The organism is Shewanella zhangzhouensis, from assembly GCF_019457615.1.
GTDB classification, from domain to species: Bacteria; Pseudomonadota; Gammaproteobacteria; order Enterobacterales; family Shewanellaceae; genus Shewanella; species Shewanella zhangzhouensis.
Genome location: NZ_CP080414.1, coordinates 3,952,290 through 3,963,932, shown reverse-complemented (window position 1 = coordinate 3,963,932; position 11,643 = coordinate 3,952,290). Strand labels below are relative to the sequence as shown.

Below are 11,643 nucleotides of genomic sequence, written 5' to 3'. Positions count from 1 at the left end.
CATCAGTTGCTCCCTTTAAGCCGCTCCGCTGCCGCTTCGAGTGCCAGTGAGTAGCCTTTTGGGCCCAGTCCCACAATCACGCCAACGGCCTTATCTGAAAAATACGAATGATGACGGAAGGGCTCCCGGGCATGGACGTTGGACAGGTGCACCTCAATAAAGGGCAGGGCAACTCCCAGCAAGGCATCCCGCAGTGCCACACTGGTGTGGGTAAAGGCGGCGGGATTGATAATCACAAAATCCGCATCCGTGTTATGGATGGCGTCAATCAGCACATGCTCGGCATTGGACTGAATATGCTCGAGTGTCACCCCCAGGGCGGTTGCCTGTGATTCCAGTCCGGCGACAATTTGCGTCAGGGTTTGGCTGCCATACACACCCGGCTCGCGCCTTCCCAATAAATTGAGGTTGGGGCCGTTAATCAGCAATACCTTGGGAGCAGTTTGGTTGGCAGTCATGGGTATCCTTTTTGTCAGTTATCGACATGTTGAACTCAATAAGGCCCAATATCGCCAAACTTGCCTGCATTTTCAATGCAATTAATCTTAAGCAGGCAGGAAAGCGTTTTTCAGTAACTGACCTTGCCGCGCATGGCCTTGGTGGACGCTCGCTGCTTTTTGGTATCGACCCGGCGCTTCTGGCTGGCGCGGGTGGCCTTGGTGGGAATACGCTTTTTTTGTACCTGATTGACCGACTGCACCAGGGCGATAAATTGCGCCAGCGCGGTTTCGCGGTTGGCCTCCTGGCTGCGGCTCTCCTGACACTTAATGATGATTTTGCCGCTTTGGGTGATGCGATGGTCGCTCCTGGCCAGCAGCTTTTCTTTGTAAAACTCCGGCAATGACGAGGCGTGGATATCGAAGATAAGCTGGGCGCAGGTGGAGACCTTATTCACGTTCTGGCCACCGGCACCACTGGAGCGGATGAACTGCCATTCGATTTCCTGGTCCTGAAGTTGAACGCGCTGTGAGATTGTGATCATGGCCTAAGTTTTGGCTTAATGTGAGCGGAAAGAATTTGTTATTATCGGCAACCTCGGCATATGGCCGAGCCTGCCCCAGGGAGAACCTCTATGTTATGCCAGATCCCCGAGATTGCTAAGGGCGTAATCAGTCTTTTTGCCAGCGGCCGCATCACGGCCCAGGATTATCGCACCCACTTGCAGCCGGCCATCAAGCGCTATCGGGAGGATTGGGGCCAGGTCTGTTTGTATATTGAGGCCGACGTACTGCTGGAAGGCTGGGAGCAAGCTTCCCTGTCCGGCGCCGGTGAGGTACAGTTACCCCCGTTCGATGCCTTGGTGTTTGTGGGCGGTCCCGATTGGGTCGGTAATGCCATTCGACTGCTGGGCCCCTTTGTGGCCGGTGAAATTGCCTGGTTTCCCCTGCAGGATAAGGCGAAAGCCATTAGCTGGATCCGAAAGCGATCGCTGATCAAGGTATGAAAAATCAATATATTACAAGGAAGCGCTACAATGAATAAGCTGACACTGGCCAAGATCGCCGCCGCTCTGACTCTGGTTGCCGGCCTTGCCGCCTGTGCCCCCGAAGTGGGCAGTGAAGCCTGGTGTAAAAAGATGGAAGACAAGCCAAAGGGCGACTGGACTGCCAACGAGGCATCCGATTACGCCAAACACTGCGTCTTCAGGTAAGCATGTCAGTAGCCGGGGAACTGTCTCAGGTTTCCCCGGTCTTATTTTTGTCTCTCTTCTTTTATGATGCCTACCCAAGCCGAGGATTGATTTGGTTCGTTTCTCCCTCAACACACTGCACAGACTGAGCCTGATGTTGCTGGCCGTGGTGGCACTGCAATTTGCAGGAGCCAACCTGGGCGCGCACCAGTTGCACGCCGGCAGTGCCGATGAGGAAGCGCTTAATCACAGCTACCTGACCTTTCTGGCCGAGGTGACCTCCATCGGTGAGTGTATTGAATGCACCTGCCCAGCGGAAATCCTTGCCAGCGACACGCATCAACACCACAAGGTTGAAAAGACCGAGCTGAAACAGCTGGATCTTTGTCTCGATTGCCATTGCCATGGCGGTCATCCAAGCCTGGTGGCAGGCCTGGCCAATCTCGATTATCACTCCCATACCACCCAGGTAAAGGGTCATGAGTCTGACTACCTCTCAGTAGTGGGCCGCCCCGACTACCGCCCCCCCATTGTCTGAGCCTGATCATCTCAGGAAAGAAGACCGTCCTCAGCCTTGCTGAGTGATAAAGCCTCGCTTTGCGTCGCCTGCGTGTGACTTTTCGCACCTGCTGATTTGTGCAATTGGTCGTTGTGGCTATCGCTTTCGCGGGTTGCCGCAATTGCCATCAGGTTCGAAAGGGCTGTGGCAAAGGCAATCAGCAAGCACCGCCTGAAACCGGCCTGTGGCACATGAGTCGCCACGGCTCAGTGCAGGCGTTGATTGCCAAAGGTCATCTTCTTGCCCCATGACTTAACCGCCCTGACGGCGCGTTAACCGACTTTGTCACTTTTTATTCAGGACTCTGTATGCAACAGACCTTACTTGCGGCCGCCCTCTTGGCATCGCCCGGCAGCGCTTTGCTCATTGAAAAACTCAAGCTGACCTTTACCGGCAACACCAATCACGACGCAGACACTGACTCCGGTACCGGGACATTGGAGGCGAGGGTATGAAATCCATTTTCGTCAGTAAATCAGTTATCAGCGGAGCAAACGCCATGTGTGCCATGAATACCAAAACCTTCTTGCCTGTACAGGCATTCGCGATTGCACTCGCATTCGCTTTAACTGTGTCACTGCCCGCCTGGGCAGGTGATGGCCATGGTCACGGTGCGGCACAAGGCGCCGCACAAACCGCAGACGCCCATGACGAAGACAAGGCGCTAAAGCTCAGTCAGACCCAGCGCGACCTTGCCGGTATTCGGGTCGAAACCCTGTCGGCCACAGGCTTTGATTTAAGCGCCGTGGCCACCGCCAGTCTGGTGGTGGACCGTGACCGCACCATTACCCTGGCGCCACAGCTTGAGATGCGGGTGCTGGAGCGCCACGTGGTACCGGGACAGGAGGTCAAACAGGGTGAGCCTTTACTCACCCTCGGCGGCGCCGCCATTGCTCAGGCCCAGGCCGACTATATCAATGCTGCCACCGAATGGAGCCGAATCAGCCGCATGGGTGAAAGTGCCGTGAGTCAATCCCGCAGGTTGCAGGCACGGGTGGACTACGAGCTTAAGCGCGCCATTCTCGAGTCCATCAAGATGACAGCCCAGCAAATCAAAGCGCTGGAAACGGCGCCGGACAGCATCGGCAGCTTCAAGTTACTGGCGCCCATCAAGGGCCGGGTGCAGCAGGATGTGGCCAGTCGTGGTCAGGTGCTGCCGGCCGGCTCGCCTCTGATGCAGCTGACCGATGAATCCTTCCTGTGGGTAGAGGCCGAGCTGACGCCAATGCAGTCCCGCGGTCTTGCCATGGGCAGCGATGCCCGGGTGAGCGTATCGGGTAAGTGGCTTGAGGCCAGGGTGATTGGCCGCTCCCACGAGCTTAACCCCATCACCCGTACCGAGCAGGTGCTGCTGTCGATGGCAAACCCCGGCCATGAAGTGCACGCCGGTGAGTTTGCCGAGCTGTTTTTGCCCCAGCAAGTCAATCAGCAGGGCGGCCAACAGGGAATAGTGCTGCCGGACTCGGCCCTGAGTCGCAGTAGCGATGGCGACTGGCAGGTGTTTGTGGAAGACGCCGACGGTTTTGAGGCGGTGGAAGTGCAAATCGAATCCCGCGCCCGGGGCCTGAATCTGGTGAAGGGGATTGAGCCCGGCAGCGCCGTGGTGATGTCCGGTGCCTTCTTCCTGGCCTCCGAGCTCGCCAAGTCTGGTTTTGATATCCACAACCACTGATAAGAGGGCGAGCGATGATGCTGAAATATATGAATAAAGTGGTTTGTTTAAACCCAGGTGGACCGGATATGTCTCCAGCGTTTGGGCCAAGTCTGGATTCGCTTTTTGCGAACGGCCACAACCACTGATAAGAGGGCAAGCCATGCTACAGAAACTCATAGAGCAGGCGGTGCGAAGCCGTCTGATAGTGCTCATCTTTTTGATAGCCGCCATGGCAGCCGCTGCCGTGATGCTGCCGAGGTTGAATCTGGATGCCTTTCCCGATGTGACCAACGTGCAGGTGCAGGTGAATACCGCGGCCGAGGGGCTTGCCGCCGAAGAGGTGGAAAAGCTCATCAGCTATCCGGTGGAATCGGCCATGTATGCCCTGCCTTCGGTAACCGAGGTACGCTCTTTGTCGCGCACCGGGCTGTCCATTGTGACCGTGGTGTTTGAAGAAGGCACCGACATCTACTTTGCCCGTCAGCAGGTGTTTGAGCAGCTGCAGGCAGCAAGGGAGACTATTCCCGACGGTGTGGGGGTGCCGGAGATTGGCCCCAACACCTCGGGCCTTGGGCAGGTATACCAGTACATTCTGCGGGCTGCGCCCGAGTCCGGCATAGCGCCTGACGAGCTTCGCAGCCTCAACGACTATCTGGTGAAGCTCATCATGATGCCCGTTGGCGGCGTGACCGATGTGCTCTCGTTCGGTGGTGAGGTACGCCAGTATCAGGTGCAGGTCGACCCGGCCAAGCTGCTCTCTTATGGCCTCAAACTGGACGATGTGACCAGGGCGCTGGAAGGCAATAACCGTAACGCCGGAGGCTGGTTTATGGCCAAGGGCCAGGAGCAGCTGGTGGTGCGTGGCTACGGCCTCTTGCCTGCCGGTGAGGCCGGGCTTGATGCCATTGCGCAAATTCCGCTCGCCGAATGGCAGGGCACGCCTGTGCGGATTATGGATGTGGCCAAGGTTGCCTTTGGCAGTGAAATCCGCGTCGGTGCCGTGACTATGACCCGCCGTGATGAAGCCGGTAGCCCGCAGGTGCTGGGTGAAGTGGTGGCAGGGGTAATTTTGAAGCGCATGGGCGCCAACACCAAGGCGACCATCGATGACATCAACAGCCGCACAGCTCTTATTCAGCAGGCGTTGCCGGATGGGGTGACTTTCGAGGTGTTCTACGACCAGTCGGATCTGGTCACCAAGGCGGTGACCACGGTGCGTGACGCCCTGCTGCTGGCCTTCGTGTTTATTGTGGCTGTGCTGGCGCTGTTTTTGGTGAATGTGCGCGCCACAGCGCTGGTGCTCTTGTCGATTCCGGTTTCCATTGCCCTTGCGCTGATGGTGATGTCTTACTTTGGCATGTCGGCCAACCTCATGTCCCTCGGCGGCCTTGCCGTAGCCATTGGTATGTTGGTGGATGGCTCTGTGGTGATGGTGGAGAACATTTTCCGCCACCTCACCCAGCCTGAAGGCCGGATTGATGACGGTCAGCCGACCGACCCAGGCCTCAGTGAAGAGGATGCCCACCGTGAAGGCGGCTATGGCGGTATTGCCATGCGGATTTTGCAGGCGGCGCGGGAAGTATGCAGCCCGATTTTCTTTGCAACCCTCATCATTATCGTGGTGTTTGCGCCGCTGTTTGCCCTCGAAGGGGTGGAAGGCAAGCTGTTCCAGCCGATGGCGGTCAGCATCATTCTGGCCATGCTGTCGGCATTGATGGTGGCGCTGGTGGTGGTGCCTGCGCTGGCGGTGTACCTGTTTCGCCGCGGCGTGCATCTGCGCCAAAGCCCGCTGCTTACGCCAATCGATAAAGGCTATCGCCGGGTGCTGAGCGCGGTCATGGCGCGCCCCAAAACCGTGGGGGGCACAGCGCTGGTGCTGTTTGGTCTCAGCATGGCGCTGTTGCCACGGCTTGGCACCGAGTTTGTGCCCGAGCTCGAGGAAGGCACCATCAACCTGAGGGTAACCCTGGCGCCCACTGCAAGCCTGGAGACCTCGCTGATGGTAGCGCCCAAGCTTGAAGCCATGCTGCTGGAATTTCCCGAGGTGGATTATGCGCTGTCGCGTATCGGTGCCCCTGAGCTTGGCGGCGACCCTGAGCCTGTGAGCAATATCGAAATCTATATCGGCCTTAAGCCCATCGATGAGTGGCAGTCTGCCGCCAGTCGCGCCGAGCTGCAGCGACTGATGGAAGAAAAGCTGTCGGTGTTCCCGGGCTTGCTGTTTACCTTCTCTCAGCCAATTGCCACCCGGGTGGATGAGCTGTTATCCGGCGTAAAAGCCCAGCTTGCCATCAAGCTGTTTGGCCCGGACTTGGATGTGCTGGCCGAAAAGGGTCAGCAGCTTTCGGATTTGGTTTCCAAGGTGCCCGGCGCCGTGGATGTGTCGCTTGAGCAGGTAAGCGGTGAAGCTCAGCTGGTGGTGCGCCCCGACCGCGCCCGTCTGGCGCGCTACGGTATCAGCGTGGATGAGGTGATGAACCTTGTCAGTACCGGCATTGGCGGCAGCGCCGCCGGACAGGTGATTGACGGCAATGCCCGCTACGACATCAATGTGCGCCTTAAGGCCGACACCCGCGCCAGCGCCGATGCCATAGCGGATCTCTTGCTGGTTGGTGCCAACGGCGCCCGGGTGCGCCTGGGTGAGGTGGCCGATGTGGTGGTGGAAATGGCGCCGCCCAACATTCGCCGCGACGATGTGCAGCGCCGGGTGGTGGTGCAGGCCAACGTGTCCGGCCGTGATATGGGCTCGGTGGTGAAAGACATTTACGCTCTGGTGCCGGAGGCCCAGCTGCCGCCGGGCTATACCGTCAGCGTGGGTGGCCAGTACGAAAACCAGCAGCGAGCCCAGGCCAGGCTGATGCTGGTGGTGCCTGTGTCCATAGGTCTGATTGCGCTCTTGCTGTACTTCTCCTTCGGCGCGCTCAAGCAAGTGGGACTCATCATGGCCAACGTGCCGCTGGCGCTGATTGGCGGTGTGGTGGCGCTCTACGTCAGCGGCACCTATCTGTCGGTGCCCAGCTCCATCGGTTTTATCACTCTGTTTGGCGTGGCCGTGCTCAATGGCGTGGTGCTGGTGGACTCCATCAATCAGCGCCGCGCAGGCGGTGAAGGCCTGTATCAGGCGGTGTACGAAGGCACGGCGGCGCGTCTGCGTCCTGTGCTGATGACGGCGCTGACCTCGGCGCTGGGGCTGATTCCGATTTTGCTCTCAACTGGTGTGGGCAGCGAAATTCAAAAACCGCTGGCGGTGGTGATTATCGGCGGGCTGTTCAGCTCGACGGCCCTCACGCTGCTGGTGCTGCCGACTCTTTATATGGCTCTGTATCAGCGCGATGAGCGCGAACTCGAAGACCCGGGCTGACCGCTGGTCGCAGGGCCGGGATCGCCAACGTTAAAGTCACTGCGTCAGATTTGTTCTGGCGCAGTGTCAGCGCCGCCCAAACTGGTTACACTGTTGGCGATTTTTGTATTTGCAAGGATGTCTTATGGTGCGGGGCTCACCTGTGTATTCACCGCTGGCCGCCAATCAGCTCATCACCCTCAGGGCGTTGGGGTTGGTATTGCAATTGGTGCTGACCTTTTTTGGTGCCGACGCCTTTGGGCTCTCGCTGCAGCAGGGCGCCCTCGTGTATATCTTTGGCCTCGAACTGCTGTTTCTGGGGCTGACACTCAAGCTAAGGCATGCCCTGGTGCTCAGTGCCCCCGGGCTTTTTCTGAGTCTCCTTATCGACACCCTGCTGTGGATTTCCTGGCTGTATTTCAGTGGTGGGGCCACCAATGCCTTTATATCCCTGTTGTTGCTGCCCATTGCCATTGCTGCCGTGACCCTGCCTTCCTGGGCGCCATGGACCCTGGCAGCCATTACGACCCTTGCCTATAGCCTGATGTTGTATGCCGTGCCTGCCATGGAGGCGGGTCACCATGAGCATGGGGGCCACATGGAGGCTGGCAGTATGGCCTCTCATTACGTGGGTATGTGGTTTAACTTTTTACTCAGTGCTCTGGTGCTCACCACCAGTGTGGCCCTGATAGCGAGAAGGCTCAGGCAAACCGACGCTGAGCTGGCGGCGCTGCGTGAGTCTCAGCTTCGGCAGGAACAGCTGATTGCCCTGGGCACTGCATCGGCGCAGATGAGCCATCAGCTCGCCACGCCCCTGGCAAGCCTGAGATTATTGTTGGATGAGGTGGCCGAGGGAGAGACTGAGCCCCAGCTGGTATCGGAAATGGATCTCGCCCTGACGCGCTGTGAAACAAGCCTCAATAGCCTCAGAGAGGCGACCGAAGCCATTCGTGAGCGCAAGCTGACGGTGGTCAGTGCCGGGCAGCTTGTGCACTTACTCAAGCAGCAGGTATTGCTGCTGATGCCGGACGTGGTGCTGGATATCAGCCTCAGCGACGAAGTGGCCGCCGCACGACTGCCAACGGATGTGAGCTTGCTGCCTTCTTTGTTGGCGCTGGTGGACAATGGCGCCAGGGCCTCCAAAAAACAGGGTGGCGAGGCGCGGGTATGGCTCAGCGCCCGTTTGGTGAATGAGGCCTGTATTCGCCTGGATATACGTGATGCCGGCCCCGGAATCGATGCTCAAAAACTCACGGCCCTTGGCGCCAGGCCCGTTTTGAGTGAGCAGGGGCTGGGGATGGCGCTGATGCTGAGCCATGCCAGCCTCGAGCGTCTCGGCGGCGAGTTGCATTTGGGGAACCTGCCCGAAGGTGGCTGCCTTGCCAGTGTGCGCTTGCCTTTGGAGCAAAGCGCATGATTTCAACGCCTAAACTGCTGATTATTGAAGATGATATGGCCTATGGTGCCGTGCTCAGTCGCCGTATGAGCCGCCAGGGTTTTGAGTGTCGTCACGTCAGTGAGCCCACGGACGCACTCCTGTGTGCCCGCCAGTGGCATCCAAGCCATGTGTTGCTGGACATGAAGCTTGAAGACAGCAACGGCCTCAAGCTGCTGCCGCCACTGCGGGGCAGCTTGCCCCAGGCCACCATAGTGCTGCTGACCGGCTTTGCCAGCATTGCCACTGCGGTGGAGGCGGTCAAGGCCGGTGCCGATAATTATCTCGCCAAGCCCGCCGACACCCGCACTCTGATGGCAGCCTTAATGCCAGGCGAAGCTGTGCCCGGCGATGACGCCGAGCCGGAAGAAGTACCTATGAATCCAAGACGGCTCGAATGGGAGCATTTACAGCAGGTGTTGTCTGCCAACGAAGGCAATGTGTCAGCCACGGCACGTCAGCTCGGTATGCACAGGCGTACCCTGCAGCGAAAGCTTGCCAAAAAGCCGGCATAAGGCAAGGTGGTTTGGTTTCTGAGTTGCTGCGCAGAAACGAAACCCATGGGATTTAAAGGAACATAAAAAAATCCCCGGGCGGCATTCCCCGGGGTGGTTCATCAGAGTGGAAGTCTGGCTGTATCTCCGTTGACGGCAAGTTTGCCTGCCGAAGATGTCAGGGCCATGATGAGAAAGCACCTGACGCTTGAACCCAAGCCGGGCAGAAGCCCGTGCGCGATATTCAGAACCGTCACAGGGTGTGTTTTCTGTGTCGGTACCCTTTGCATTCTTGATGGTGGTGACCCCCGAGTGCAAAGGGAAACCTCAAAGGTGCGACAGTCTGTCGCAGTATTTGCCTGGCGCACCTGCAAAACTCTGGCAGATTGCCGATAATGGAATAGCGGTTTGTTATTTATTGTTTATTTTTGGGGGCATTATGTTTTTTGGGCGGCAGTTGAAGGAAGAAAACGCCTCGTTGAGGCAAAAGCTTAAAGAGCAGGACAGCCGCCATCAGGCTGAAATAGCAGAGCTCAAGCAGGTTATTGCCGATTTTGAGTCGGCGCAGCAGCTCTCGAGAGAACACCTGGACAACTTTTCTCAGGTCATTGCCTGTCAGAATCAGGGTGGCGACATGCTGCAAACTGTGCGCGATGCCCTGGCCGGCAACGCTGATGAATTGTTGCATGAGCGGGATGCGCTGCGTCAGGTGGATGCCCTGTTTTCGCAAACCCGCAGCGCCGTCGAGAGTCTGGGCAGTCGCGCCGAAGTCATCAATGAAGAGGCCGGTCGCAGCCGCGCTGCGGTGGAGCTCCTCGACACTACGACCTCGGCCATCAATCAGTTTGTTACCGCCATTCAGGGGATTTCAGAGCAAACTAACTTGTTGGCGTTGAATGCCGCCATTGAAGCCGCCCGTGCCGGTGAAGCCGGACGTGGTTTTGCTGTGGTGGCCGATGAGGTTCGTCAGCTGGCCAGCAAGGCCCACAGCGCCAGCAGCCAAATCGAGATGTTGGTCAGGCAAATCGTGTCTCAGGCGGCGGACATCAAGCAGATTATCGATGCCAATCAAAGCAGTGCCGCTGATGTAGCGACCTCCTCTGCCCAGATTTCCACCGTGGTGGCAGACGTTTTGACTCAAAGTCAGCAAATGCAGAAGGTGATTGAGCACTCGGCGATGATGGCGTTTTTGAACACCACCAAGCTGGATCATGCCGTGTGGAAATCTGAGATTTACCGCAAGCTGGAAAGGCAGGCGTTTCACGAGCATGTGAGCGACCATAAAGAGTGCCGTCTGGGTAAGTGGTACAGCCAGGGGCAGGGGGCCGAGCTGTATTCCCATGTGAGTGGTTACCGGGAGCTGGACGCCCCGCACCGCAGGGTGCACGAACAGGGCGCTGCAGCACTGGATGCCCGGCGCAAGGGCGACCTCAAGGCCATGGTGAATCATTTGGATGCCATGGAAGCCGCCAGTCTGCAGGTGGTGCATTGCATCGACAGGTTAATGAGCCAGCGCCATTAACCGAGTTTCGTAAACCTTGAGGAAAGGGCGGGTTCGCCCGCGCCTTTCCGCTGGCCTCCCCGGTTTCAGTTTTCCCGGCTTAAGCTTCCCTGGCTTCAGCTTTCGCGCCCAGCTCTTCCTTTCTTCATAGCGTCACTCTTTTCGGTTCGCTTCCGTTTTCCGCCAGTGCGGCGTTGGCCTTTGATGAATGATGGCCTGCATTCAACAGGGGCAATCAAGGAGCCAACGATGAACTTTTTCGATTTATCTGCAGCCAGGCAGCCATTGCTGCTTGGTAATGTGTGGGATGCGGCCTGCGCGCAACTGGCCCAGAAGCTGGGTTATCGCGCCATTGGCACCTCCAGCGCGGCGATGGCGGCAAGCCTTGGCTATGAGGACGGCGAAGGGATGAGTTTTGATGAACTGCTGTTTTTGGTCAAAAGGATCCGTGCCAGTAGCAGCTTGCCACTGACGGTGGACCTGGAAGCGGGCTATGGCAACAGTCCGGCAGAGATAGCAAATAACATTGTGCAGTTGTTGGAGCTGGGTGTCAGTGGCATCAATATCGAAGACAGCCGGGTGATGGCTGGGGAGCGGCAACTGCTGAGCGCGGCGCAGTTTGCCACCGAGCTGCGTGCGCTGTGTGCTGCCCTTGGTGACCATAGAAAATCGCTGTTTATCAATGTGCGCACCGACACTTATCTGCTGCAGTGTACGGATGCCAAAACCGACACTCTGAGCCGGGCGGCGCTGTATCAATCGGCCGGAGCGGATGGCCTGTTCGTGCCTTGCCTGACCGAGCCTGCGGATATTGCGGCAATAGTGGCCGGAACCGCGCTACCGCTGAATCTGATGTGTATGCCGGAACTGCCGGATTTTGCCCGGCTGACACAGTTTGGGGTTAAGCGTATCAGCATGGGTAATGCGGCCTATCAATACCAGCAGCAGACCCTTGGCGATGTACTGGCTGGGGTAAAGGCGCAGGACTCGTTCGCTGCCTTGTACAGCCGCCGTGGTTAGGTGCTTACGT

13 protein-coding genes and 1 pseudogene are annotated in these 11,643 nt (G+C 58.0%); 11 read left to right on the top strand and 3 right to left on the bottom strand.

Going from position 1 to position 11,643, the window contains the following annotated elements; all coding sequences use genetic code 11:
• Nucleotides 1-2: 2 nt before the first annotated feature.
• Nucleotides 3-458, bottom strand: a complete 456-nt coding sequence (gene aroQ / locus K0H63_RS17470) for a type II 3-dehydroquinate dehydratase (protein ID WP_220065777.1) — start codon at nucleotides 456-458, stop codon at nucleotides 3-5.
• Between the two features lie 110 nt (nucleotides 459-568).
• On the bottom strand, nucleotides 569-982 hold the full coding sequence (gene arfB / locus K0H63_RS17465; protein WP_220065776.1) for an alternative ribosome rescue aminoacyl-tRNA hydrolase ArfB: 414 nt from the start codon (nucleotides 980-982) through the stop codon (nucleotides 569-571).
• A gap of 90 nt (nucleotides 983-1,072) precedes the next feature.
• Between arfB and K0H63_RS17460 the strand changes: the two genes are divergently transcribed.
• The 3 genes from K0H63_RS17460 (at nucleotide 1,073) to K0H63_RS17450 (ending at nucleotide 2,168) form a co-directional block, all read left to right on the top strand.
• The gene (locus K0H63_RS17460) at nucleotides 1,073-1,444 is read left to right on the top strand and encodes a SpoIIAA family protein (RefSeq protein WP_220065775.1); all 372 of its coding nucleotides are present in this window, start codon (nucleotides 1,073-1,075) and stop codon (nucleotides 1,442-1,444) included.
• A 30-nt stretch (nucleotides 1,445-1,474) separates the two neighbouring features.
• Nucleotides 1,475-1,651 (top strand): DUF3012 domain-containing protein, encoded by a 177-nt coding sequence (locus K0H63_RS17455; protein ID WP_011761298.1) that lies wholly within the window; start codon nucleotides 1,475-1,477, stop codon nucleotides 1,649-1,651.
• A 91-nt stretch (nucleotides 1,652-1,742) separates the two neighbouring features.
• Nucleotides 1,743-2,168 carry a hypothetical protein gene (locus tag K0H63_RS17450; protein WP_220065774.1) on the top strand — a complete coding sequence of 142 codons (426 nt, stop codon included), beginning with the start codon at nucleotides 1,743-1,745 and terminating at the stop codon, nucleotides 2,166-2,168.
• An 11-nt stretch (nucleotides 2,169-2,179) separates the two neighbouring features.
• Here K0H63_RS17450 and K0H63_RS17445 read toward each other — a convergent pair whose 3' ends face one another.
• Entirely contained in the window at nucleotides 2,180-2,353 is a 174-nt protein-coding gene (locus K0H63_RS17445) for a hypothetical protein (RefSeq protein WP_220065773.1), read from the bottom strand.
• A gap of 144 nt (nucleotides 2,354-2,497) precedes the next feature.
• Between K0H63_RS17445 and K0H63_RS17440 the strand changes: the two genes are divergently transcribed.
• From K0H63_RS17440 to K0H63_RS17410, 8 genes and pseudogenes are all read left to right on the top strand, one after another.
• Complete coding sequence (locus K0H63_RS17440; protein WP_220065772.1) at nucleotides 2,498-2,644, top strand: hypothetical protein; 147 nt, start codon at nucleotides 2,498-2,500, stop codon at nucleotides 2,642-2,644.
• Nucleotides 2,641-3,861, top strand: coding sequence for an efflux RND transporter periplasmic adaptor subunit (locus tag K0H63_RS17435; protein WP_220065771.1), 1,221 nt, complete (start codon nucleotides 2,641-2,643; stop codon nucleotides 3,859-3,861). The genes K0H63_RS17440 and K0H63_RS17435 overlap by 4 nt, the downstream gene beginning before the upstream one ends.
• Nucleotides 3,862-4,003: 142 nt before the next feature.
• Complete coding sequence (locus K0H63_RS17430) at nucleotides 4,004-7,204, top strand: efflux RND transporter permease subunit (protein WP_220065770.1); 3,201 nt, start codon at nucleotides 4,004-4,006, stop codon at nucleotides 7,202-7,204.
• A 124-nt stretch (nucleotides 7,205-7,328) separates the two neighbouring features.
• Nucleotides 7,329-8,600: a sensor histidine kinase gene (locus K0H63_RS17425; RefSeq protein WP_220065769.1), complete on the top strand. Its 1,272-nt coding sequence runs from the start codon at nucleotides 7,329-7,331 to the stop codon at nucleotides 8,598-8,600.
• Entirely contained in the window at nucleotides 8,597-9,133 is a 537-nt protein-coding gene (locus K0H63_RS17420; protein WP_220065768.1) for a response regulator transcription factor, read from the top strand. Before K0H63_RS17425 ends, K0H63_RS17420 begins: the two co-directional genes overlap by 4 nt.
• Before the next feature lie 274 nt (nucleotides 9,134-9,407).
• Nucleotides 9,408-10,214 (top strand): annotated as a pseudogene (locus K0H63_RS20275) (methyl-accepting chemotaxis protein); the annotation flags it as partial.
• Nucleotides 10,215-10,262: 48 nt separating this feature from the next.
• A complete protein-coding gene (locus tag K0H63_RS20270) occupies nucleotides 10,263-10,634 on the top strand; it encodes a CZB domain-containing protein (protein ID WP_408733399.1) in 372 nt (123 codons plus the stop codon).
• 228 nt (nucleotides 10,635-10,862) lie between these two features.
• The gene (locus tag K0H63_RS17410; RefSeq protein WP_220065766.1) at nucleotides 10,863-11,633 is read left to right on the top strand and encodes an isocitrate lyase/PEP mutase family protein; all 771 of its coding nucleotides are present in this window, start codon (nucleotides 10,863-10,865) and stop codon (nucleotides 11,631-11,633) included.
• Nucleotides 11,634-11,643: the final 10 nt, after the last annotated feature.

Bases quoted from the DNA above. Each gene is read 5' to 3' on its own strand.
- K0H63_RS17420 (WP_220065768.1), top strand. From the start codon at position 8,597: ATGATTTCAACGCCTAAACTGCTGATTATTGAAGATGATATGGCCTAT.
- K0H63_RS17410 (WP_220065766.1), top strand. From the start codon at position 10,863: ATGAACTTTTTCGATTTATCTGCAGCCAGGCAGCCATTGCTGCTTGGT.
- K0H63_RS20270 (WP_408733399.1), top strand. From the start codon at position 10,263: ATGCAGAAGGTGATTGAGCACTCGGCGATGATGGCGTTTTTGAACACC.
- arfB (WP_220065776.1), bottom strand. From the start codon at position 982: ATGATCACAATCTCACAGCGCGTTCAACTTCAGGACCAGGAAATCGAA.
- aroQ (WP_220065777.1), bottom strand. From the start codon at position 458: ATGACTGCCAACCAAACTGCTCCCAAGGTATTGCTGATTAACGGCCCC.
- K0H63_RS17460 (WP_220065775.1), top strand. From the start codon at position 1,073: ATGTTATGCCAGATCCCCGAGATTGCTAAGGGCGTAATCAGTCTTTTT.
- K0H63_RS17440 (WP_220065772.1), top strand. From the start codon at position 2,498: ATGCAACAGACCTTACTTGCGGCCGCCCTCTTGGCATCGCCCGGCAGC.
- K0H63_RS17455 (WP_011761298.1), top strand. From the start codon at position 1,475: ATGAATAAGCTGACACTGGCCAAGATCGCCGCCGCTCTGACTCTGGTT.
- K0H63_RS17425 (WP_220065769.1), top strand. From the start codon at position 7,329: ATGGTGCGGGGCTCACCTGTGTATTCACCGCTGGCCGCCAATCAGCTC.
- K0H63_RS17430 (WP_220065770.1), top strand. From the start codon at position 4,004: ATGCTACAGAAACTCATAGAGCAGGCGGTGCGAAGCCGTCTGATAGTG.
- K0H63_RS17435 (WP_220065771.1), top strand. From the start codon at position 2,641: ATGAAATCCATTTTCGTCAGTAAATCAGTTATCAGCGGAGCAAACGCC.